The following is a 21550-nucleotide window of genomic DNA, read 5'->3' as shown; positions in this document are numbered from 1 at the left end:
CCTCCTAGTGGCCCATCAGGCGCTCCAGGGCGCCGGGCTTGTCGTGCATCGCCAGCTTGTCGACGATGGTGGCGCTTGCTTCATTAAGGCCTTCGATCTCGACCTCAGCGCCTTCGCGCCGGAACTTCAGGACGACCTCATCCAGGGCGGCAACGCCCGAGATGTCCCAGATGTGTGCCCTGCCGACGTCAATGGTGACACGTTCGAGGACTTCCTTGAAATCGAATGCGCGTTTGAACTCGTCAGCCGAGGCAAAAAAGATCTGTCCGCTCACCACATAACGGCGGGTGCGGCCCTCGTCTTCGGTTTGGGACTCGATCCGGAAGATCTGGGCGACCTTCCACGCAAAGAAGATGCCCGAGAGCAGCACGCCTACGAGTACGCCCTGTGCCAGATCGTGGGTGATCACCACGACGGCGACGGTCGACAGCATGACCACACTGGAACTCTTGGGGTGATGCCTGAGGTCCGACAGCGATGACCAGCTGAAGGTGCCGATCGAAACCATGATCATGACGGCCACGAGCGCCGCCATGGGAATGCGGCTGACCCAGTCGCCGAGAACGACGATCAGGAAGATCAGGAACACGCCGGCCGCGATGCCGGAGAGCCGGGCGCGGCCGCCGGACTTCACGTTGATCACAGACTGGCCGATCATGGCGCAGCCAGCCATGCCGCCGGTGAATCCGGCGACGATGTTGGCCAGGCCCTGACCGTGGCTTTCCCGGTCCTTGTTGCTGCTGGTGTCCGTCAGGCCGTCGACGATGGAGGCCGTCATCAGGGATTCCAGCAGTCCGACCATCGCCAGCGTGGCGGAGTAGGGCAGGATGATGAGCAGCGTTTCCAGGTTCAAGGGCACGGAGGGCAGCAGGAAAACCGGCAGAGTGGAGGGCAGTTCACCCATGTCCCCGACCGTGCGCAGATCGAGGCCCAGGAAAAGCGTGATTGCCGTCAGCACGACGATACAGACCAGCGGGGAGGGCACGGCGCGGGTCAGGCGCGGCAGCAGGTAGATGATCGCGAGCCCACCGGCCACCATGACATAGGTCTCCCACCCCACCCCGGTGAGTTCGGGAACCTGCGCGAGGAAGATCAGAATGGCCAAGGCATTGACGAAGCCCGTCATAACCGAGCGGGAGACGAAGCGCATGACCCGGCTCAATCGGAAGACGCCGGCGAGGATCTGCAGGATGCCGGTAAGCACCGTTGCGGCAAGCAGATACTCCAGGCCGTAATCGCGGACCAGGTCCACCATCAGGACAGCCATTGCGGCAGTGGCCGCCGAGATCATGCCCGGGCGGCCGCCGGCGATGGCAGTGATCACGGCGATGGAGAAGGAGGCGTAAAGGCCCACTTTTGGATCGACGCCGGCAATGATGGAAAAGGCGATGGCCTCCGGTATCAGGGCCAGGGCGACGACAAGGCCGGCGAGCAGTTCGGCCTTGGGGTTCCCAAGCCATTCCGACCGGCGAAAAGCAAAGGTCATGGGCACAGAGTCTCGACGCATGCGCTGCAGCAGTGCCGCGCATAGTGCAGTGCGAAAAGACATGCACAGGGCGCGACAACGCAAAGCGCGTGAAGGGGATCCGATAGAGTCGGGGTTTGGATGCCGGGCGGCAGCGCAGAGGGCGCCGGTCAGGCATTCATGATGCTGCGATGCGGCATGGCACTACGTAAAGCGGTCCGCAGCAGAGTGCAAGCGCAGCGACCCGGCTGGCAGCACCATTCGAGTCTTGTCCGACCGCGGAGCTCTTTGAGAAGCTATGGTATGTTGCAAGCTTTGAAAGGAAGTTGAGGTGAGCGCCTATCTGATAGCACTGGTGGAGGTGACGGATGCGGAGGCCTACAAGACCTATGCCGCCCGCGCACCGGAGGCCATCGCCAGCTATGGCGGGACGTACCTGATTCGTGGGGCTCAGCCCAAGATCATGGAAGGCGACTGGCCGATCGATCGCATGGTGGTGCTGGAGTTTCCGGACATGGCCGCGGCCGAACGCTTCTACAACTCTCCCGAATACCAGGAGATTCTTCCGCTCAGGCAGGCGGCCTCGAAAGGCGCTGTGGCCATCCTGCCGCGTTACGAAGGATAGGTCGGGTCGCCAGAGCGGATCGCCTCAATTCGCGTCGCTTCGCGAACCCGTTCTGGGGCGATCTCCTCTACAGCATCAGGGCGCCGGCGGCCAGCAGAAGGGCCAGGGCGGCCAGAAGCATGGCCCGGCGAATGCCGGCGGCCTGCCGCTTGGCCTCGGTGAAGGCGGCCACCGTCTCGGGATGCAGGCGCAGACCGCCTTCGGCTGCCTGCTGCACGATGCTTTCCATTTGCGCCAGGGTGGAAGGCAGGCGTTCCAGGCCTTCGATCATGGACTGCCCGGCATCGCGCACCCTGGCCTGGGGGCCGCGGTGTGCGCGCATCCAGTCGGTGATGAGTGGTTCGGCCAGCACCCAGATGTTCAGGCTGGGGTCGAGATGGCGGCTCACCCCTTCGGCCATGAGCATGTTCTTTTGCAAAAGCACGAGCTGCGGCTGGACGCTGAGGTTGAAGGATTCGGTCAGACGGAAGAGCTGGCCGAGCAGGCGTGCAAAGGAAATGCGCGCCAGCGGCCGGCCGAAGATCGGCTCGCACACTGCGCGCAGGGCCTGGGCATAGAGATCCATGGACTGGCCGGGCGGCAGGTAGCCTGCATCCACCTGCACCTGGGCCAGGCGGCGATAGTCGCGCGCCAGGGTGGCCAGCAGCATGTCGGCCAGAAAGGTGCGGGTGCGGTGATCGAGGCGCCCCATGATGCCGAAATCGACTGCACCAATGCCACCGTCGGTGGTGACGAACATGTTGCCGGGATGCTGGTCGCCGTGGAAGAAGCCGTCCCGGAAGACCTGATTGAAGAAGATGGCCGAGGCCTTGCGCAGCACCTCGGTCAGTTCATGGCCGGCCGCCAAGAGGGCCTGGCGGTCGTCCAGGCGGATACCGGACAGCCGGCTCTGGGTCATGACGCGCCGTGCGGTGCGTTCCCAATCCACGGCGGGGACCTGATAGTCGGGATCGCCCTCGAAGTTCTCGCCCAGTTCCGATGCCGCTGCGGCCTCCATGCGCAGGTCCATTTCGGTGCGCACGGTTTCCTCGAAGAGGCCGACCACCTCCACCGGCTTGAAGCGGCGCAGGCGCGGCTGTGTGCGCTCGACCAGATAGGCGAGGTAGTAGAAGAGCTGCAGATCCCGCTCGAACGCGCTTTCGATGCGCGGACGCAGGATCTTGACCGCAACCTCCCGATTCTCGATGTCCGGGTCTTCCTCGCGGGTAATGGCAAGGTGGACCTGGGCGATGGAGGCGGCGGAGATCGGTTTCTGCTCGAAGTGCTCGAAAAGTTCGTCCAGCGGCCGGCCCAGCTCGCTTTCCAGGATCTCGCGCGCCTCCTCGAAGGAGAAGGCGGGCAGGCGATCCTGTAGCTCCGCAAGGTCGGCCGCCATCTGCTCGCCAGTCAGATCGGCACGGGTGGCGAGGAACTGCCCGAATTTGATGAAGCTGGGCCCCAACTCTGTCAGCGCCCGCGCCAGCTTCTGGCCCGGCCGACCGCTGCCCGTGCGTCCGCCGACGCGTCGCAGCAGGGCGATGAGTGTGGGGTAGATGCCGAGCGCTTCCACCGCGGAAAGCGCATCGTGGCGCCGCAGGACGCGGGCGATGGTCAGCAGACGGAACGGCAGCTGCAGGGTTTGACGCATGATGCTAGAGGCGCCAGGCGGAGTGGATGGCCGCGATCCCGCCGCTCAGATTACGCCAGCGCGGCTGCTCGAGCCCGGCATCGGCCATGCGGGCCGCCAGGTCGGCCTGGGGCGGGAAGCGGCGAATCGACTCCACCAGATAGCGATAGGAGTCGCGATCCCGCGCCACCACCTGTCCCAGCCTCGGCAGCAGCTGGAAGGAATAGAGGTCGTAAAATCGGTCCAGGACAGGCAGCACGACCTGGCTGAACTCCAGGCAGAGGAAACGCCCACCCGGCTTCAACACGCGGCGCGCCTCGCTCAGGGCATCGTCGATGCGCGTGACGTTCCGCAGGCCGAACGCAATGGTGTAGGCATCAAAGCTGCGATCGGGGAAGGGCAGGCAGTGAGCGTCGCCGCAAATCCACTGCAGGCCGTCCAGTCGCCCGCTGTCGATGGCCCGGTCGCGCCCCACCCGAACCATATCCTCCGTCAGGTCGCAGACCATGACCTGTCCCTGACCTTCCATGCGCTCGCGGATGCGAAAGGCGATGTCGCCGGTGCCGCCGGCAACGTCGATCACCTGCCAGCCGGGGCGGGGCCGCAGCCACGACACCATCTCGTCCTTCCAGAGGCGATGGATGCCACCGGACATGAGATCGTTCATCAGGTCGTAGCGGGCCGCAACATTGGTGAAGACGTTGCGGACCAGCGGGGCCTTTTCCGCTTCCTCGACCTCGCGGAATCCGAAGTGCGTGGTGCGGTGCGGCGGGTTGGGAGACTGCTTCCTGGACATGGCGCGCAAGATAGCCATCCCGGGCCGCTTCGGCTACTCTGCCGCGACCTCAGCAATCAAATCGACAGCACCCATGCCAGAACTGCCTGAAGTGGAAACGGTCCGGCGCGGCCTGCAGCCTCTGCTGGAGGGGCGGCGGCTCGTCTCTGTGCTACAGCGCCGGCCGGATCTGCGCTTTCCGTTGCCGCTGGATTTCGTGGCCCGCCTTGAGGGGCAGCGGGTGGAGCGCATCGACCGGCGCGCCAAGTATCTCCTGCTGCATCTGGACAGCGCGGAGGTGCTGCTGGTGCACCTCGGCATGTCCGGGCGCATGCTGCTGATCGACGATCCCGACTCCGTTGATCTGCTGCCGCACGACCATATCGTGCTGCGCACCGAAGAGGGCCGGGAGGTGCGTTTCAACGATGCGCGGCGCTTCGGCTACATGGACATCATCCCCGCAGCGGAGCTTGTGGGGCATCGGCACCTGGTGGGGCTTGGGCCGGAGCCGCTCGGCAACGACTTCAACGGACCGGTTCTGGCGGCGGCGCTGGCGAACAAGCGCACACCGATCAAGGCTGCCCTCCTGGATCAGCGGGTGGTGGCCGGCCTGGGGAACATCTATGTCTGCGAAGCGCTCTACCACGCGGGCATCGCGCCCGGTCGCCTGGCGCTGACGGTTCAGGAGCATGAAGCCGACGCGCTTGCCCAGGCCATCCGCCGGGTGTTGACCGAGGCCATTGCAGCGGGCGGCAGCAGTCTGCGTGACTATGTGCAGACCTCCGGTGAACTGGGCTATTTTCAGCATTCCTGGGCGGTCTACGGGCGTGAAGGCTTGGCATGTCCGGCCTGCGACTGCGGTGGCCCAGCGGCCGGCGGCATATCGCGCCTTGTGCAGTCCGGTCGCTCCACGTTCTATTGCCCGCATCGGCAGCGGTGAGTCGCTGGCGCTTGCGCCGCGGCCTGCCAAGCCCAAACCCTTTAAGGAGACCCTCATGGCCTACGAGAATATCCAGGTGGAGAAGAAGGATGGCGTCGGCATCGTCACCCTGTATCGGCCGCAGGCCCTGAACGCGCTCTGCGCCGCGCTGGTGGACGAGGTCGGTCAGGCAATGCGGAGCTTCGATGCGGACCCGGAGGTGGGATGCATCATCCTTACCGGCTCCGAGAAGGCCTTCGCCGCCGGGGCCGACATCAAGGAGATGAAGGACAAGAGCTATCAGGACGTCGCGGACGAGGACTTCATCACCGACGATTGGGAGGTGATCACCACCATCCGCAAGCCGGTGATCGCGGCCGTTTCCGGTTACGCCCTGGGCGGGGGCTGCGAGTTCGCCATGATGTGCGACTTCATCATTGCCGCCGACAGCGCCAAGTTCGGCCAGCCGGAGATCAAGCTCGGGACCATCCCGGGTGCCGGCGGTACGCAGCGCCTGACCCGCGCTGTCGGCAAGTCGCTTGCCATGTATCTCTGCCTGACCGGCGACATGATCGATGCGGAAACGGCCCTGCGCGCGGGCCTGGTGGCCAAGGTGGTGCCGGCCGACAGCCTGCAGGAGGAGGCCATGAAGGCCGCGAAGACCATCGCGGGGCTGTCGCAGCCGGTGGTGCGCACCTGCAAGGAGTCGGTCAATCGCGCCTTCGAGACCACGCTCGCCGAAGGCATCCGCTTCGAGCGGCGGCTGTTCCACTCGACCTTTGCGTTGGACGACCGGACCGAGGGCATGAGTGCCTTTGCCGAGAAGCGCAAGCCGAGCTGGAAGCACCGCTGACCCGCAGGGCCTGCCTTGGTCGCCGCCTGGGCCGACGTTCGGCCCGGGTTGTGCGTCCGGCAGTCCTTGACGCAGCGGGGATCGAGCAGTATATCGCGCCCTGAAACACGCTTTTCCAACGGGATCAATTATGGCCAACCACAAGTCCGCCCAAAAGCGGATCCGCCGCAACGCAAATCGTAGCGAGATCAATGGTGCGCGCATGGGGCGCATCCGCACCTTCGTGAAGAAGGTTGAGCTGGCGATCGCCAGCGGCAACCAGGACGCCGCCAAGACGGCGCTGCAGGCAGCTCAGCCGGAACTGCACCGCGGCGTTACCAAGGGCGTGCTCCATCGCAACACCGTGGCGCGGAAGCTTTCCCGCCTCAGTGGCCGCATTAAGTCGATGGCCTGACCCGAGGCTGACAGCCCCTCCTTCCGGGGCGTCAATCTGCACAGTCTGTAAAGTGAGCACCGGGCTTTCCGGTGCCCATTTGCATGGGTGCCTGCCGGGCATATCGCTCCTGGCGGGTGGTCATGGACCCGGTGCCCGCGCTTGGGCCATTGGGAGCGAATGCGATTTTTTTCGCATTTGTGACAGCCCCGGATTCTCGTTGAATCCGACGACTCTAGGGCCCGGAAGCTGAGGCGCGGACTCAGCAGAGCGTGGGCGTTCTGCAAACGGTCTCATTGCCTCCCACCCGCAGTCCCTGTACATTGACCCACTCGCACTAATGGTTGCCGTGTTCCCGGCACGCACCTTTTTGTAAAAGGGCTGTTAGGGCTAATTAGTACTTTGCAGATAGTATAAGAAGGACCTCCGGCGGGTGGTAAAAGCTGTGAGGTCGGCGGGAAATAGTGGCCGCGCTTTGTTTGTGACTTTGGGTAAGTGGCTGTTCGGTGGTGGCTGTGGCCGTTACCGATAGTGGTGGCGCGCTCGGGGGCGATGGGCGGCATGAAGGGGCAAGAGTAGGCATGGCTGCGGGGCTGCAAGCGAGAGAGCTGGAGGAAGCTGGGGCTGCCGGAGAGGAAACCGGCGATCTCGTGGAAATCTGGGCCAGGGTCCGGGCCCGGCTGCGCACCGAGGTTGGTGATGCCGCCTTCCGCAGTTGGCTGAAGCCTCTGACGCTGATCGGCCTGCACAACGGACAGCTTCGGATGGCGGTGCCCTCGCGCTTTATGCGCGATTGGCTCAACAGCAATTACGTCGACCGGATCCGGATGCTCTGGAGTGAGGAACAGCCGGCGCTGGCCGGCGTCGAGATCGTCGTACGTCCGCCCGCCCGCCCGGCTGCGTCGGCAGCGTCCGCCCCTCCAAATGCGCCGTTAAACGAGACCGCACCCGGCGAGGCCCGCGTGGCGGAAGTGCCGGCCGGCGCTCCCGAGCGCATTTCCTCGCCCGTGCCCGAGCAGCCGCCCCTGCTCGAGGTTGATGGCGAGGCCGAGCGCTGTCGGGCCATATCCGCTTCGCTGGACCCGCGCTTCACCTTCGAAAACTTCGTCGTGGGCAAGCCCAACGAGTTCGCCTACGCCGCGGCCCGTCGGGTGGCGGAGGCGGAAACGGCGCCCTTCAATCCGCTGTTCCTCTACAGCGGCGTGGGGCTGGGCAAGACCCACCTCATGCACGCCATCGCCTGGCAGATCCGGCGCCATCACCCCGACAAGCGGGTGATCTATCTCTCGGCCGAGAAGTTCATGTATCAGTTCGTGCGCGCTTTGCGCACCAAGGACACCATGGCCTTCAAGGAGCAGTTCCGCTCCGTCGATGTCTTGATGATCGATGACGTGCAGTTCATCTCCGGCCGCGACGCGACCCAGGAAGAGTTGTTCCACACCTTCAACTCCCTGGTGGACGACAATCGCCAGATCGTCATCTCCGCCGACAAGAGCCCCTCGGACCTGGAAGGCGTGGAAGAGCGCATGCGCTCGCGTCTGGGCTGGGGCTTGGTGGCGGACATCCATCCCACCACCTACGAGCTGCGCCTGGGGATCCTCCAATCCAAGGCGGAGCAGCTCGCTGTTCCGATTCCCGAGAAGGTGCTGGAGTTCCTGGCGCACAAGATTACCTCGAACGTGCGTGTGTTGGAGGGGGCACTGAACCGCCTGGTCGCCCATGCCACCCTCGTGGGCCGCTCCGTGACCCTCGAGACGACCCATGACCTGCTCCAGGACCTGCTGCGTGCCAGCGACCGTCGGGTCACCATCGAGGAAATCCAGAAGAAGGTGGCCGAGCACTTTAATGTCCGCCTTTCGGACATGTACTCGGCACGGCGGGCGCGGTCCGTGGCCCGGCCGCGCCAGGTGGCCATGTATCTCGCCAAGCAGCTCACCTCGCGTTCCCTGCCCGAAATCGGCCGTAAGTTCGGCGGGCGCGATCACACGACGGTGATGCACGCCGTGCGCAAGATCGAGGAGCTCAAGGCCACCGACCACGCCTTTGCGGAGGATGTGGACCTGCTGCGGCGCATGCTCGAGGGCTAGCTCCAGCGGCCGCAGTCGCGAGCGGCGGAGGAGGCATAAAGCCTGCGACTCGGCGCCTCGCCGCAGGGTGGCGCTGCGACGCCCAAATCCGCGAAAAACCTTATCTTTTTGCTGTGTTGTGGTATAGTGCCTCTCCGCGTCTCCGGCGGCCTTGAGAATGGCCGGACAGAGGCGCGGAAACATGCCACATTTGGCCGTTCGGCGGGCTCGTCGGGCGCGCTCGGGTGTGCGTTCGTAAATCGTAATCGCAATCCGGACGTTTCTAGAGACGATATGAAGCTGACCATCGAGAGAGCGGCTCTTCTGCGGTCGCTGGCCCATGTCCAGAGCGTCGTCGAGCGACGCAACACCATTCCGGTGCTGTCCAACGTGCTGTTGGAGGCCTCCGAGGGGCAGCTTGGCCTCACGGCGACGGACATGGATCTGACCATTCACGAAGTCACGCCGGCGGTGGTCCAGGAGGCCGGGGCGACGACGGTGCCGGCCCACACCTTCTATGACATCATCCGCAAGTTGCCGGACGGCAGCGAGGTGGAACTGGCCCTGGACGGAGAGAAGGGGCAGGTTCGCCTGCGCGCGGGGCGTTCGAACTTCTCGCTCTCGACCCTGCCGCGCGAGGACTTCCCCTCGACGGCCAGCGTCGAACTGCCTTGCCGCTTCACGCTGCAGGCCGGTGAGGCGATCAACCTGATCGACCGGACGCGCTTTGCCATCTCCACCGAGGAAACGCGCTACTATCTGAACGGCATCTACCTCCATGCCGGTACCAGCAATGGCGTCGACGTCCTGCGCGCCGTGGCCACCGACGGCCACCGTCTTGCGCGCTTCGAGATGGCCTTGCCGGAAGGGGCGGGGGAGATGCCCGGGGTGATCGTGCCGCGCAAGACCGTCAATGAGCTGCGCAAGCTCATCGACGAGGTCGACGGCGGGGTCGAGGTGGCACTCTCGGAGACCCGGGTGCGCTTCACCTTTGGCAGCGTCGAACTGGCGTCGAAGCTGATCGACGGCACCTTCCCGGACTACGAGCGCGTCATTCCCAGCGGCAACGACAAGGTCATGAGCGTCGATTGCCGGTCCTTCGCGTCCGCCGTCGACCGTGTTTCCACGATCTCGACGGAGAAGAGCCGGGCGGTGAAGCTGGCGCTGCGGGATTCGGCGCTGGTGCTCTCTGCGACCGCGCCCGATGCCGGCAGCGCCGAAGAGGAGGTGCCGGTCCACTACGAAGGTCCCCCCTTGGAGATCGGCTTCAATTCCCGCTACCTCCTGGACATCGCCCACCAGATCGAGGGCGAGGGGGCGGAGTTCACCATGGCCGACGGTGCCTCGCCGACAATTGTGCGTGATGCCGCCGACCCCAGCGCGCTCTACGTGCTGATGCCGATGCGGGTGTGAGGCGACGCGCCCTGTCCGGGTGCCACGCCCAGCCAGACGGAATGGAGCAATCAGCGATACAGCATAGCCCGGCCCTGCCGAGTGGAACGAACCCGGTATCCGGGGCTGACCAGGGGCGGGTGTGGGTGGCGCGGCTGTCGATCCAGCGCTTCCGCAACTTGCGCCAGGCCGAACTGACAGCCGGTGCCGGGCCGGTGGTGCTGTTGGGCGAGAACGGCGCCGGCAAGACGAACCTTCTGGAGGCCCTGTCCTTCTTGACGCCTGGCCGCGGCCTGCGTCGCGCGCGCCTCGGCGACCTGGAAAGTCGTCTGCCCGGCAACGAGGGAGCGGGGCAGGGCGGCTGGGCCGTAGCGGCACGGGTGGAAACGCCTTGGGGCGCGCATGACCTCGGCACAGGGCGCGACATTACCACCGCGCCGGGTCAGGAGCGTCGCGTGATCAAGGTCGACGGCGAGTTTGCCTCGAGTCAGGCGGCTCTGGGCGCGGTTCTGGCTGCGGTCTGGGTGACGCCGGAAATGGATGGCCTGTTCCGGGAGGGCGCCAGCGAGCGTCGGCGATTTCTCGACCGACTGGTCTATGCCTTCGATCCGGCTCACGCCGGGCGGCTGAGCGCCTACGAGCGCGCCTTGCGCGAGCGGGCGCGCCTGTTGCGCGAGGGGCGCGGCGAACCCGAATGGCTGGGCGCACTGGAGCGGACCATGGCGGAGAAGGCGGTGGCGATCGCCGCGGCCCGCCGGGATATGGTGGGGCGGCTCGCCGGCGCCTGCGCCGAGACCAGTGGTCCCTTCCCGCGCGCCGAACTTGGCTTGGCCGGAGATGCGGAGACCTGGCTGGACGAGATGCCGGCCCTTGCGGTCGAGGAACGTCTGCAGACGCGCCTGCTGGAAAGCCGGGGGCGTGATGGCGAGACCGGTGGTGCTGCGGTGGGGGCGCACCGCTGCGACCTGCTGGTCCATCACGGCCTGCACGGTCGCCCGGCCGGCCTCTGCTCCACTGGGGAGCAGAAGGCGCTGCTGCTGGCAATCGTGCTGGCGCATGCACGGCTGACCGGCCTGGAGCGGGGTGGCACGCCGCTCCTGCTCCTGGATGAGGTCGCAGCTCATCTGGATACCCGGCGGCGCGAGGCGCTCTACGAGGAGATTCTCGCCATGGGGCTGCAGGCCTGGTTGACGGGAACGGATGCGGCACCTTTCGCGGCCCTGAACGGCGCGGCACAGCGCTTTCGCGTGCAGGACGGCATGTTTATCGAGTGACGGTTGGGCGCCCGCCCGGCTGCTTTGTTGATGCAATGAAAGACGGAAAACTCATGGTCAGCGCAAACGTGAACCCCACTCCGGAGCGCGAAGACGGTCTGGATCCGGAAGTCTATGGCGCCGGATCGATCAAGGTCTTGCGTGGCCTGGAAGCCGTGCGCAAGCGCCCGGGCATGTACATCGGCGATACCGACGATGGCTCGGGCCTGCACCACATGGTCTATGAGGTGGTGGACAACGCCATCGATGAGGCGCTGGCAGGCTGGTGTGACACGGTCACGGTCACCCTGAACGGCGATGGCTCGGTGACGGTCACGGACAATGGCCGCGGCATCCCCGTCGACCTGCATGATGAAGAGGGCGTGTCGGCGGCGGAGGTCATCATGACCCAGCTCCATGCCGGCGGAAAGTTCGACCAGAACTCCTACAAGGTTTCCGGCGGACTGCACGGCGTCGGTGTCTCCGTGGTGAACGCGCTGTCCCTCTGGCTCGAACTGCGCATCTGGCGCGACGACAAGGAGCATCTGGTTCGTTTCGAGGATGGCGAGACGGTGCAGCCACTCTCCGTGGTCGGCCCGGCCGACGGCAAGCGCGGCACGCAGATCACCTTTCTTCCGTCCAAGGCGGTGTTTACCCAGACCGAGTACGATTTCGCGACGCTTGAGCACCGCCTGCGCGAACTGGCGTTCCTGAACTCCGGGGTGCGGATCCGCCTGACCGATGCGCGCCATCCGGAGCCGGTGCACAGCGATCTGCACTACGAGGGTGGCATTCAGGCCTTTGTGCAGTGGCTGGACCGCAGTCGGCATCCGGTGATCGACAAGCCCGTCCACATGAGTGTGGAACGCGATGGCATCACCGTGGAAGTGGCGATGCAGTGGACCGACAGCTACCACGAGACGATGCTCTGCTTCACCAACAACATCCCGCAGCGCGACGGCGGCACTCATCTCGCCGGCTTCCGCGCCGCGCTGACCCGCCAGGTCAATTCCTACGCCCAGTCCAGCGGCCTCCTGAAGAAGGAGAAGGTGAGCCTGACCGGCGATGATGCGCGCGAAGGTCTGTCGTGCGTGCTGTCGGTCAAGGTTCCCGACCCCAAGTTCTCCAGCCAGACCAAGGACAAGCTGGTTTCTTCCGAAGTGCGTCCGGTGGTGGAATCGGTGGTGAACGACCGCCTGTCGCAGTACTTCGAGGAGCACCCGGCTGAGGCCAAGAAGGTTGTCGGCAAGGTGGTGGAGGCGGCCGCTGCCCGCGAGGCGGCGCGCAAGGCCCGCGAACTCACCCGTCGCAAGGGTGTGCTGGATGTGGCGTCTCTGCCGGGCAAGCTGGCCGACTGCCAGGAGCGCGATCCTGCCAAGTCCGAACTCTTCATCGTCGAGGGCGACAGCGCCGGCGGCTCTGCCAAGCAGGGGCGTGACCGGAAGTTCCAGGCGATCCTGCCCCTGCGCGGCAAGATCCTGAACGTCGAGCGGGCGCGTTTCGACAAGATGCTTTCGAGCAACGAAATCGGCACGCTGATCACTGCGCTGGGCACCTCGATCGGGCCGGACGAGTTCAACATCGAGAAGCTGCGCTACCACAAGATCATCATCATGACCGACGCGGACGTGGACGGTTCCCACATTCGCACCCTGCTGCTGACCTTCTTCTTCCGGCAGATGCGCGATCTGGTCGAAGGCGGGCATCTCTACATCGCCCAGCCGCCGCTCTATCGCGCCAAGCGCGGCGAATCCATGACCTACCTGAAGGGCGACCGGGAAATGGAGGAGTACCTGATCGCCAATGCGATGAAGTCGACGGTGCTCACCAGCGATGGCCAGCAGCGCTCCGGCGAGGATCTCGCCGGTCTGGTGCGCCAGGCGCTGCATGCCCGCAAGCTGATCGAGTCCCTGGTGTGGAAGGTCGGCTCCTGGGATGTGGTGGAGCAGGCAGCCATTGCCGGCGCCCTGGCACCGCACCTGATGGCCGACGAGTCCGAGGCCGACCGGCTGGCCACGCTCGTGGCCGAACGCCTCGACACGCTGGCGCCGGAATTCGAACGCGGCTGGTCCGGCAGTGCGGATGGAAACGGGGGGCTGGTTTTCACCCGGACCCTGCGCGGCGTGCCCGAAACCCGTCGCCTGGAAGCCTCGGTGATTGCGTCCAGCGAGGCGCGCAGCCTGACGTCACTGCGCGATTCGCTGTGGGAGCTCTACGAGGAGCCCTGCCTGCTCACCGGCAAGGACATGGAGAAGGCGGTCTATGGTCCGGTCTCCCTGTCGGATACGGTCCTGGCCTGGGGCCGTAAGGGCGTGGCGGTTTCCCGCTACAAGGGGCTGGGCGAGATGAACCCCGGTCAGCTCTGGGAAACCACGCTGGATCCCGAGGCCCGTTCTCTGCTGCGGGTGCGGGTTGCACATGCCGAGGAGGCGGGCCAGATATTCGAGACCCTGATGGGCGACGATGTGGAGCCACGGCGCGAGTTCATCCAGACGAACGCCCTGCAGGTATCGAACCTCGACGTTTGAGGTAGAAGAGCGCCGGCCCGTGGTAGGGAGAACCGCGATGGACTTGGAAGAACAGCGCGAGGCATTGCTGCAGGCAGCCCTGCCGCATGTGGTCTTCGATGGCTGGAGCGAAGTGACGCTGCGTGCCGCCTGCCGCGACCTCGGACTGGGCGCCGAGGCGGCCATGACGGCCTTCCCCAGCGGCCCGCAGGACCTGGTCGAGGCCTTTTCCACCTGGGCCGACCGCGAAATGTTGGTGCGGCTGGCGGACCTCCCGCTCGAGGAGATGCGCGTGCGCGATCGCATCTCAGCCGGTGTGCGGCTGCGCCTCGAGATCCTGGCGCCCCATCGCGAAGCCGTCCGACGCAGCCTGTCCTTCCTGGCACTGCCACAGAACGCCACGCTCGGCCCGCGCCTGCTTTGGCGCAGCGCGGATCGACTCTGGTATGCCGCCGGTGACCGGGCGACAGACTACAACCACTACAGCAAGCGTATCCTGCTCTCCGGCGTGCTCTCCACCACCACGCTCTACTGGCTGGAAGACCGGTCGGAGGACTTTGCCGATACCCATGCCTTTCTCGAGCGTCGGATCGACGAGGTGCTCAAGGTCGGCGGCCGCTTCGGCAAAACCATGGGGCGCGTGCTCGATCTGCCCGACCGATTGATGCAGCGACGCAGCCGCTCTCCACTGCGCCGCCGCATGCGCGGCCTCGGCGTCAGGTAATCCGGCGCAGTAAAGCGAGAAACGTTACCCGTTCCTCGGAGGACAGCCGACCAAGGAGCCTGGCGTCGGCTTCCTGTGCGCTGTCCACCAGGCCGGCAATCAGGGCCTCACCGTCTTTCGTGAGTGTGAGCAGGGTGCGTCGCCGGTCCTGCGGATGCGGTGCCCGCGTGACCAGGCCACGCTCGCTGAGGCGCCGGACGACCCCTTGCACTGTGGCCGGGTCCATGGCGGCAAGCCGTCCGAGATGGTTTTGCGACACGGGGCCCTGCTCGTGCAGTCGGGCCAGGGCAAAAAACTGGGTTGGGGTAAGATTGTCGGCGCCGATGCTCGAGAGGAACAGCGCACAGGCCCGTTGATGGGCCCGCCGCAGCAGGTGTGCCACCTGCTCTTCGACGCAAAATGCTGGGTCCGGCCCGCTGCGATGGGCTGGGGACAGACTGATGACTTGGCTCATGAGGTTGCCTCCTGAAGAGAAGAGAGGGAACCTCCGCCTTTGATCCCGGCCAGTTTCTTTGATCCGACCGTGCCAGCAACGGCATTTGCTTGATTTGTATCATATACGGGGCTTGCTGATCCGTCTATGGGAATGACACCATGCGAACCAGTGCTCAACGCACGTTGCGCAGCGCGCATAGAAAACAGTGGGAGGATGGAGATGTTCCGCAAGATCCTGTTGCCGGTCGACCTGTCCGATGAAAGGCATGCTCAAGCGGCTGTGGTGGAGGCGCAAAAACTGGCGCTGGTTCACGGCGCCGACGTGAGGGTGGTCACCGTCATCGACCTGCCTCCTGCACCCGCGGCCAATTACCAGACCCGCTACATGCCGGATGAGATGCGTGCCGAATTGGTCGGGACTGCCGAACGTGAGGCCGAAAAGTTTGCCAAGTCCGTCCAAGCCGAGGGTCATTCCGCAGATGCGGTTGTGCGCTCCGGCAAGGTCTACCACGAAGTCCTGGAAGAGGCGGAGTCCTGGGGGGCAGACCTCATTGTCATGGGCTCGCACCACCCGGGGATGCAGACTTACCTGCTCGGCTCCAACGCAGCGCGCATTGCGCGCCACGCGGACTGCTCGGTGCTGATCCTGCGCACCCGCGACGACTGATTTCGGCCGGCCGCGCCGCTGGAACCTGGCCTCAACGGCAGAAGCGCCACTTTCCCATGTCGAGGTGGAAGTGGTCATGGTGGGCGCGGTCGTGATCGGGGCCGATCACCCCCTGGAAGATGCTGCAGGCGCCGAGGTGAATCTCGCGCAGAAAGGCGCGCTCGTCGCTGCGCCCACGCCAGCCGGACTCCACCTTGATCTTCCGTCCACTCGCCAGCGTGACTCCGGCGATGTCGATGGCATTGCCGGTGGCATGCTCGCTGCGTGGCCCCGCCATCCGGTTGTTCCGGTTGCGGCAGGCGTAGGTTCCCCAGTGCTCCACGTCGACCACGGCTTCGCCGAAGTGCCGCTGTGCCGCTGGCTGCAGCACGTCGGCCTCGAAGATGGCGTAAGCCGCGGCAAGCGGGCAGGTGGCGGTGAACTCCCTGTTGAAGTTGACCGACGTGCCGCTCACCTCGATGGCGTTGGTGATGCCGCAGCCCTGCTGGATCGGTTTGTCGGGCACAGACGACAGACGATGACCGCTGGCCCCGAGGGCAAAGGTGCAGAGTTGCGGGTTCTGCTGCAGGCTCGCCAGCGTCACGCCATAGAGGTTCGCACTTGGGTCGCGCGGCACCTCGCGCACGCTGCTGCCGCCCCCACAGGCGGAGAGCAGCAGGGCAAGACCAACGAGTGTCGTTGCGGCTTTACTGCCCCTGCCAGACCGGTTTGCGCTTCTCCATAAAGGCATCGATGCCTTCCCCCACGTCTGCGGCCATCATGTTGCAGGCCATCACCTCGGCCGCGTAGGCGTAGGCCTCCTCCAGCTGCTTTTCCTGCTGGCTGTAGAACATCTGCTTGCCGGTGCGCACCGCCACCGATGACTTGTCCACGATGCGGCCGAGCAGAGCCTTCACCTCGTCATCCAGTGCCTCCGGCGCCACGACGCGGTTGATCAGCCCGAGCCGGCGAGCCTCCTCGGCACTGATGAAATCCCCTGTCACCAGCATCTCGAAGGCGGGCTTGGTGCCGACATTGCGCGAAAGCGCCACCGCAGGCGTGGAGCAGAATAGCCCGGTGTTGATGCCCGAGGTGGCGAAGCGCGCCTCGCTGCTCGCCACCGCCAGATCGCAGGTGCCCACGAGCTGACAGCCGGCGGCGGTGGCAATGCCGTGGACGCGCGCGATCACCGGCACCGGCAGGCGCCGGATTGAAAGCATCATTTCGCTGCAGGCAGCAAAGAGCCGCCGGTAATAATCCTGGTCCGGCTGGGCGCGCATCTGCTTGAGATCGTGTCCAGCGCAAAAGGCCTTGCCAGCAGCGCCCAGGACCACGGCTTGCAGTTTCGGGTCGTCTGCCAGGCTCCGGAACGTCCGGGTCAGTTCCGCGAGCAGTTCCTCTGACAGGGCGTTGTACTGCCGTGGTCGATTGAGGGTGAGCCAGGCCACGCCCTCGCGCGTTTCTTGCAGGAGCAGCGGTTCATTTGCGCCTGTTGCAGTCATGCTCTCTCGAGTCCCCTCGCTCTCAGCGATACTCCTCTGGAGTCGTCAAGTTCAATCTGGACCTTTCATTCGCGTCGGGGCAAGTCATAAACACTGGATCGGATCGCATTCAATCTGAACCGTCCCGGGTTCAGATTGAATGCGTGAATCCGATCCAGATCAAAGAGGTAGCGCCGACAGCCTCTCAAATCTGCGCAAGCACAGCGGGAGCAGCAGCTCATGGCGAGAATCACCGTCGAGGAAATTTCCGAAATCGCGAAGGAACTGAAGTGGGTGACACTTCTGGGCATCACGGTGGAGGAGGTGGGGGAGGGCTCGTCTCGCCTGCGCCTGCCGGCTTCGGAGGAGGTGCTGCGTCCCGGCGGCACCATCAGCGGCCCCACAATGATGACCCTGGCGGATTTCGCCATGTATGTGGCGGTGCTGGGCGCGATCGGCCGGGTCGAGATGGCGCTCACCACCAACCTCTCGATCAACTTCCTGCGCCCGCCGCCTCCGGGAGACCTGATCGGCGATTGCCGCCTGCTCAAGCTGGGCAAGCGCCTGGCCTATGGGGAGGTGCTGATCACCAGCGCGGCGGTGAGCGACGGCGAGCCGGTGGCCCACTCAACACTCACCTACTCCATACCGCCGGAGCGCTGACCCGGTTCAGTTTCGTGTACCCAGCCTATCGATATAGGCGATCACATGCGCCTGCTCGTCCGGGTAGAGCCGGAAGGTGGGCATGGGCAGATGCTCTTCGGCCATGAAGTCTTCCAGCCAGGCATGACCCTTGCGCGGGTCCTGGCCGATTTCCATGAAGCTGGGTGCTGGACGGCGCGGCGCGCCGTCCGGTGCCACCTGATGGCACGAGGCGCACCAGCGTTCGGCCACTTCCAGCCCGCGGTCGGCATCGACCGCGACGGCCACGCTGGGCGCCGCCGGTTCCTGAAAGGCGTCGGCAGAAGGCTCCGGTTCCTGCCCGGCGCAGGCGGCAAGCAGGATGGCGAGAAGGGGGAGGGCGCTGAACTGTCTCATGGCGATAGTCTATGCCGATTCCTTCTCGCGTGGGCAAGAACTCTGCCGGAGCGGTGATTTCGAGTGTTACGGTTCAGATCGGCCGCGATTCGGGCTAGACTCCTGCCGACGGAGGTGGCGCATGACCGAGCTTTCTGCCTTCTCCCGCCAGATCTGGGAAGCGAAGTACCGCTATGCCGGTCCGCTGGACAGTCCCCCGGAGGCGGAGATCGATGCCACCTGGGACCGGGTGGCACAGGCCCTGGCTGCGGTCGAATCCGAGCCGGAGCACTGGCGCCCGCGTTTCCGCGACGCCCTGCAGGACTTCCGCTTCATGCCGGCGGGCCGGATTCTCTCTGGCGCCGGCACCGACCGGGCGGTCACGCTGTTCAACTGCTTCGTCATGGGTGCCATCCCCGACGACCTCGGCGGGATCTTCACCCATCTGCGCGAGGCCGCACTGACGCTGCAGCAGGGCGGCGGCATCGGCTATGACTTCTCTACGCTGCGCCCGAAAGGCGCGCTGGTGAAGTCTTTGGGCGCGCCCTCGTCCGGGCCGGTCTCCTTCATGCAGGTCTGGGACGCCATGTGCGAGACCATCATGTCGGCCGGCGCCCGGCGGGGCGCAATGATGGCGACGCTGCGCTGTGACCATCCGGACGTGGAGGAGTTCGTCGATGCCAAGCGGGTGCCGGGGCGACTGACCAACTTCAACCTCTCGGTCCTGGTCACAGACGCCTTCATGCGCGCCGTTCGGGCGGACGAGGACTGGTCGCTGCATTTCGAAGGCCAGGTCTTCCGCAGCGTGAGGGCGCGCCGGCTCTGGGAGCGCATCCTGCGCGCCACCTACGAAACCGCTGAACCCGGTGTCATCTTCATCGACCGGGTGAACCGCCTGAACAACCTGGCCTACTGCGAGACCATCCAGGCGACCAACCCTTGCGGCGAGCAGCCCCTGCCGCCCTATGGCGCCTGTCTGTTGGGGTCGATCAATCTGGCCGCCCTGGTGCGTGACGCCTTCACGGCCAAGGCGCGCCTGGATGAGGCGGCGCTGGAGGAACTTGTGACGGTGGCGGTGCGCATGCTCGACAACGCCATCGAAGCCTCGCGCTTTCCGCTGGAGGCCCAGCGCCGGGAAGCCCAGGCCAAGCGGCGGATTGGTCTCGGCATCACCGGCCTGGCCGATGCCCTGATCTATTGCGGCCTGCGCTACGGCAGCCGGGAGGCGGTTGATTGCGTGGAAGGCTGGATGGCCGCCTTGCGCCGCGCTGCCTATCTGGCATCAGCGGACCTTGCTGCGGAAAAGGGCGCCTTTCCACTGTTCGACCGCGAGGCCTTCCTCGCCGGCGAGGCGACTCAGAGCCTTGAGACCGAGATTCGCGCCGCCATTGCCGAAAAGGGCCTGCGCAACGGCCTGCTCACCTCGGTCGCGCCAACCGGTACGATTTCGCTGCTGGCCGACAATCTCTCCTCGGGGCTCGAGCCTGTTTTCGCATTCTCCTATCGCCGGCAGGTGCGCGAGCCCGACGGCAGCCGTCGCAGCGAGCAGGTCAGCGATCCCGCCTGGCGGGCCTACCGCCAGCGCTTCGGTGCCAAGGCGCCCCTGTCGCCGGCCTTTGTCGAGGCCAAGGACCTCTCGCCGGAGGATCACCTGGTGATGCAGGCGGCGGTGCAGAAGTACGTGGACGCCGGGGTCTCCAAGACCATCAACCTGCCGGCCGAAATCGGCTTCGAGGCCTTTCGCCGGGTCTATGACCAGGCCTGGGATCTGGGCTGCAAGGGCTGCACCACCTATCGCCCCAGCCCCCTGCGCGGTGCGGTGCTGGAAACGGGGGCGGACCAAACGACGCCAGCGCGCGATGCCGAGCCGCCGGCGGCCGAGCCGCTGGCCCGACCCGAGACTCTGCCGGGGCGCACCTACAAGCTCACCTGGCCGGAAAGCGATCACGCGCTCTACGTCACCATCAACGACGTCGTGCGCGAAGGCCGACGCCGCCCCTTCGAGATATTCATCAACTCGAAGAACATGGAGCACTACGCCTGGACGGTGGCGCTCACCCGGATGATATCCGCGGTGTTCCGTCGCGGCGGCGCGGTCGGCTTCGTGGTGGAGGAACTCAAGGCGGTCTTCGACCCGCGCGGTGGGGCCTGGATGGACGGGCGCTATGTGCCCTCCCTGCTGGCAGCCATCGGCGGTGTCATCGAGCGGCACATGATCGACACCGGCTTCCTGCCTGCCGACGCCGAAGGCAAGTTGGCGGCGGGAGAGGGCGTGGCATCCAACGGTGACGCCATCGCGCCGGCCCTGCGCCAGTGCCCCAAGTGCGGCTCCCTGGCCCTGCTGCGCCAGGAAGGCTGCGACCTCTGCACGGCGTGCAGCTACAGCCGCTGTGGGTGAGGCGAGAGGAGCTTCGCCTGCCTTGATGACCAGTCGGCCCGGCAGCTGTAGAAGCCGCGATAGCCTACCTGGAGGGCGTCATCGAGTTCAAAAACGAGTTCGGCGTTCTGGCGCCAATCCGCCTCATCGTCCAACTGCCGAAAGGTAACCCGCGCACCGGGGGTCGAGAATGCGGCAGCGCCGCTGGACAGGTCAGCCGTCCCCTCGAGCGCCACGAGGACACCGTTCAGCTTCATGGCCGCGGCATCGCCCTCTCGCGCCATCCAGAAAACCGGGTCGGTTTCAGGGCTCCGATTGAAGACGCAGTGCTCGCGCGCCTCGAGTATCTGGTCGGCCTCTGCTCGGGGCAGCGGTGCGAGATCCAACTCGCTGAGAAGCGTGTTTCCGAGGGCATCTTCGATGCTTCCCGGTTCGGCTGGTGGATCGTGATAGATGCTCTCGACCACGCTGCCGGAAGAGACCTCGGCAATGAGATAGCGCATTTCGGCAATCTCTCGTCGTTGCGCCTCTACGATCTCATCCGCGAGCTTCTGAACGCGGGGATCGCGAATTTGTGCGCGCTCAGACGTCATGATCGCGATCGAGTGATGCGGGATCATAGCGCGCATGTAGCTGGGTCCGCTCACGGTGATCTGGCTGCGGACCAGCCAGAGGGACAGCGCAAAAACGATCACGGCACCGGCAAAGATCGCGATGTTCAGCCGTTTGTTGGAATACATCCCCAGCATGTAGGCAAGCATGATGACCGCCATCGTCGCGCCCATCATGATCGCCATGTAGGTGCGCGTCTCCGAGTAAAAGACATGCTCCCACGCGTAGGTGTTCAGATACATCAGGACGAACATCACGACCGTGGAGGTCAGGATCATCAACCCGAAGCGGATGTAGGACATCAGTTTCTTCCTGCTCATGCTGTTGCTCCGAAACCGACCCGGCTCCATGCGTGTTCCAGGGAAAACAGGCACCGGTAGAGGGACCTCGTCTGGGGACGCTCTCCGCGCATGGCAACAACGCG

20 protein-coding genes are annotated in these 21550 nt (G+C 65.3%); 12 read left to right on the top strand and 8 right to left on the bottom strand.

The genetic code is table 11. The features are described 5' to 3' along the window. Window positions 1-4 precede the first annotated feature (4 nt). Window positions 5-1486 (bottom strand): SulP family inorganic anion transporter, encoded by a 1482-nt coding sequence (locus ABZ720_RS02285; protein WP_366553372.1) that lies wholly within the window; start codon window positions 1484-1486, stop codon window positions 5-7. A gap of 310 nt (window positions 1487-1796) precedes the next feature. Here ABZ720_RS02285 and ABZ720_RS02280 point away from each other — a divergent pair, with 310 nt between their 5' ends. After that, window positions 1797-2090, top strand: a complete 294-nt coding sequence (locus ABZ720_RS02280) for a DUF1330 domain-containing protein (RefSeq protein ID WP_366553370.1) — start codon at window positions 1797-1799, stop codon at window positions 2088-2090. Window positions 2091-2157: 67 nt separating this feature from the next. Here the strand turns inward: ABZ720_RS02280 and ubiB are convergent, their stop codons facing one another. Together ubiB and ubiE are read right to left on the bottom strand one after the other, a co-directional pair. Further along, a complete protein-coding gene (gene ubiB, locus ABZ720_RS02275) occupies window positions 2158-3717 on the bottom strand; it encodes a 2-polyprenylphenol 6-hydroxylase (protein ID WP_366553368.1) in 1560 nt (519 codons plus the stop codon). 4 nt (window positions 3718-3721) lie between these two features. Beyond that, entirely contained in the window at window positions 3722-4492 is a 771-nt protein-coding gene (ubiE, locus tag ABZ720_RS02270) for a bifunctional demethylmenaquinone methyltransferase/2-methoxy-6-polyprenyl-1,4-benzoquinol methylase UbiE (RefSeq protein ID WP_366553366.1), read from the bottom strand. Between the two features lie 73 nt (window positions 4493-4565). Here ubiE and mutM point away from each other — a divergent pair, with 73 nt between their 5' ends. The 8 genes from mutM to ABZ720_RS02230 all read left to right on the top strand — a co-directional run bounded on the left by mutM (window position 4566) and on the right by ABZ720_RS02230 (window position 14558). After that, a complete protein-coding gene (gene mutM / locus ABZ720_RS02265; RefSeq protein WP_366553539.1) occupies window positions 4566-5411 on the top strand; it encodes a bifunctional DNA-formamidopyrimidine glycosylase/DNA-(apurinic or apyrimidinic site) lyase in 846 nt (281 codons plus the stop codon). Window positions 5412-5466: 55 nt separating this feature from the next. Continuing rightward, window positions 5467-6243, top strand: coding sequence for an enoyl-CoA hydratase (locus tag ABZ720_RS02260; RefSeq protein ID WP_366553364.1), 777 nt, complete (start codon window positions 5467-5469; stop codon window positions 6241-6243). A gap of 130 nt (window positions 6244-6373) precedes the next feature. Beyond that, window positions 6374-6637, top strand: coding sequence for a 30S ribosomal protein S20 (gene rpsT / locus ABZ720_RS02255; protein ID WP_366553362.1), 264 nt, complete (start codon window positions 6374-6376; stop codon window positions 6635-6637). Window positions 6638-7197: 560 nt separating this feature from the next. Further along, a complete protein-coding gene (dnaA, locus tag ABZ720_RS02250) occupies window positions 7198-8703 on the top strand; it encodes a chromosomal replication initiator protein DnaA (protein WP_366553360.1) in 1506 nt (501 codons plus the stop codon). Between the two features lie 273 nt (window positions 8704-8976). After that, a complete protein-coding gene (gene dnaN / locus ABZ720_RS02245; protein ID WP_366553358.1) occupies window positions 8977-10095 on the top strand; it encodes a DNA polymerase III subunit beta in 1119 nt (372 codons plus the stop codon). Between the two features lie 125 nt (window positions 10096-10220). After that, entirely contained in the window at window positions 10221-11348 is a 1128-nt protein-coding gene (gene recF / locus ABZ720_RS02240; RefSeq protein ID WP_366553356.1) for a DNA replication/repair protein RecF, read from the top strand. Between the two features lie 53 nt (window positions 11349-11401). After that, the gene (gyrB, locus tag ABZ720_RS02235) at window positions 11402-13855 is read left to right on the top strand and encodes a DNA topoisomerase (ATP-hydrolyzing) subunit B (protein WP_366553354.1); all 2454 of its coding nucleotides are present in this window, start codon (window positions 11402-11404) and stop codon (window positions 13853-13855) included. A 37-nt stretch (window positions 13856-13892) separates the two neighbouring features. Next, a complete protein-coding gene (locus ABZ720_RS02230) occupies window positions 13893-14558 on the top strand; it encodes a COQ9 family protein (protein ID WP_366553352.1) in 666 nt (221 codons plus the stop codon). On the opposite strand, the gene ABZ720_RS02225 is transcribed toward ABZ720_RS02230, so the two are convergent. Next, window positions 14551-15012, bottom strand: a complete 462-nt coding sequence (locus ABZ720_RS02225) for a MarR family winged helix-turn-helix transcriptional regulator (protein ID WP_366553350.1) — start codon at window positions 15010-15012, stop codon at window positions 14551-14553. The two genes, ABZ720_RS02230 and ABZ720_RS02225, sit on opposite strands and share 8 nt — an antisense overlap. A gap of 201 nt (window positions 15013-15213) precedes the next feature. Here ABZ720_RS02225 and ABZ720_RS02220 point away from each other — a divergent pair, with 201 nt between their 5' ends. Further along, a complete protein-coding gene (locus ABZ720_RS02220) occupies window positions 15214-15660 on the top strand; it encodes a universal stress protein (protein ID WP_366553348.1) in 447 nt (148 codons plus the stop codon). Window positions 15661-15691: 31 nt separating this feature from the next. Here ABZ720_RS02220 and ABZ720_RS02215 read toward each other — a convergent pair whose 3' ends face one another. Together ABZ720_RS02215 and ABZ720_RS02210 are read right to left on the bottom strand one after the other, a co-directional pair. Further along, window positions 15692-16285 carry an extensin-like domain-containing protein gene (locus ABZ720_RS02215; RefSeq protein ID WP_366553346.1) on the bottom strand — a complete coding sequence of 198 codons (594 nt, stop codon included), beginning with the start codon at window positions 16283-16285 and terminating at the stop codon, window positions 15692-15694. Between the two features lie 61 nt (window positions 16286-16346). After that, the gene (locus tag ABZ720_RS02210) at window positions 16347-17141 is read right to left on the bottom strand and encodes an enoyl-CoA hydratase (protein ID WP_366553344.1); all 795 of its coding nucleotides are present in this window, start codon (window positions 17139-17141) and stop codon (window positions 16347-16349) included. A gap of 219 nt (window positions 17142-17360) precedes the next feature. On the opposite strand from ABZ720_RS02210, the gene ABZ720_RS02205 reads away from it, so the two are divergent. Continuing rightward, window positions 17361-17783 carry a PaaI family thioesterase gene (locus ABZ720_RS02205; RefSeq protein WP_366553342.1) on the top strand — a complete coding sequence of 141 codons (423 nt, stop codon included), beginning with the start codon at window positions 17361-17363 and terminating at the stop codon, window positions 17781-17783. 6 nt (window positions 17784-17789) lie between these two features. Here ABZ720_RS02205 and ABZ720_RS02200 read toward each other — a convergent pair whose 3' ends face one another. Continuing rightward, window positions 17790-18158, bottom strand: coding sequence for a c-type cytochrome (locus tag ABZ720_RS02200; RefSeq protein ID WP_366553340.1), 369 nt, complete (start codon window positions 18156-18158; stop codon window positions 17790-17792). Window positions 18159-18279: 121 nt separating this feature from the next. Between ABZ720_RS02200 and ABZ720_RS02195 the strand changes: the two genes are divergently transcribed. Beyond that, window positions 18280-20535 (top strand): adenosylcobalamin-dependent ribonucleoside-diphosphate reductase, encoded by a 2256-nt coding sequence (locus ABZ720_RS02195; protein ID WP_366553338.1) that lies wholly within the window; start codon window positions 18280-18282, stop codon window positions 20533-20535. Here ABZ720_RS02195 and ABZ720_RS02190 read toward each other — a convergent pair. Beyond that, window positions 20517-21428 carry a DUF6692 family protein gene (locus tag ABZ720_RS02190; protein ID WP_366553336.1) on the bottom strand — a complete coding sequence of 304 codons (912 nt, stop codon included), beginning with the start codon at window positions 21426-21428 and terminating at the stop codon, window positions 20517-20519. The genes ABZ720_RS02195 and ABZ720_RS02190 overlap by 19 nt on opposite strands. Window positions 21429-21550 lie beyond the last annotated feature (122 nt).

It is taken from the genome of Aquibaculum sediminis, assembly GCF_040712085.1.
In the GTDB taxonomy this organism is placed as follows: Bacteria; Pseudomonadota; Alphaproteobacteria; order Kiloniellales; family DSM-21159; genus Aquibaculum; species Aquibaculum sediminis.
This window is presented reverse-complemented; position numbering and strand designations above follow the sequence as displayed.

What these genes read in the sequence shown, in the direction of transcription:
- dnaN (WP_366553358.1), top strand. Translation starts at nt 8,977, where the DNA reads ATGAAGCTGACCATCGAGAGAGCGGCTCTTCTGCGGTCGCTGGCCCAT.
- ABZ720_RS02285 (WP_366553372.1), bottom strand. Translation starts at nt 1,486, where the DNA reads ATGACCTTTGCTTTTCGCCGGTCGGAATGGCTTGGGAACCCCAAGGCC.
- ABZ720_RS02200 (WP_366553340.1), bottom strand. Translation starts at nt 18,158, where the DNA reads ATGAGACAGTTCAGCGCCCTCCCCCTTCTCGCCATCCTGCTTGCCGCC.
- mutM (WP_366553539.1), top strand. Translation starts at nt 4,566, where the DNA reads ATGCCAGAACTGCCTGAAGTGGAAACGGTCCGGCGCGGCCTGCAGCCT.
- ABZ720_RS02205 (WP_366553342.1), top strand. Translation starts at nt 17,361, where the DNA reads ATGGCGAGAATCACCGTCGAGGAAATTTCCGAAATCGCGAAGGAACTG.
- ABZ720_RS02260 (WP_366553364.1), top strand. Translation starts at nt 5,467, where the DNA reads ATGGCCTACGAGAATATCCAGGTGGAGAAGAAGGATGGCGTCGGCATC.
- ABZ720_RS02210 (WP_366553344.1), bottom strand. Translation starts at nt 17,141, where the DNA reads ATGACTGCAACAGGCGCAAATGAACCGCTGCTCCTGCAAGAAACGCGC.
- ABZ720_RS02220 (WP_366553348.1), top strand. Translation starts at nt 15,214, where the DNA reads ATGTTCCGCAAGATCCTGTTGCCGGTCGACCTGTCCGATGAAAGGCAT.
- ubiE (WP_366553366.1), bottom strand. Translation starts at nt 4,492, where the DNA reads ATGTCCAGGAAGCAGTCTCCCAACCCGCCGCACCGCACCACGCACTTC.
- dnaA (WP_366553360.1), top strand. Translation starts at nt 7,198, where the DNA reads ATGGCTGCGGGGCTGCAAGCGAGAGAGCTGGAGGAAGCTGGGGCTGCC.
- ABZ720_RS02225 (WP_366553350.1), bottom strand. Translation starts at nt 15,012, where the DNA reads ATGAGCCAAGTCATCAGTCTGTCCCCAGCCCATCGCAGCGGGCCGGAC.
- gyrB (WP_366553354.1), top strand. Translation starts at nt 11,402, where the DNA reads ATGGTCAGCGCAAACGTGAACCCCACTCCGGAGCGCGAAGACGGTCTG.
- ABZ720_RS02230 (WP_366553352.1), top strand. Translation starts at nt 13,893, where the DNA reads ATGGACTTGGAAGAACAGCGCGAGGCATTGCTGCAGGCAGCCCTGCCG.
- ubiB (WP_366553368.1), bottom strand. Translation starts at nt 3,717, where the DNA reads ATGCGTCAAACCCTGCAGCTGCCGTTCCGTCTGCTGACCATCGCCCGC.
- ABZ720_RS02195 (WP_366553338.1), top strand. Translation starts at nt 18,280, where the DNA reads ATGACCGAGCTTTCTGCCTTCTCCCGCCAGATCTGGGAAGCGAAGTAC.
- rpsT (WP_366553362.1), top strand. Translation starts at nt 6,374, where the DNA reads ATGGCCAACCACAAGTCCGCCCAAAAGCGGATCCGCCGCAACGCAAAT.
- ABZ720_RS02190 (WP_366553336.1), bottom strand. Translation starts at nt 21,428, where the DNA reads ATGTCCTACATCCGCTTCGGGTTGATGATCCTGACCTCCACGGTCGTG.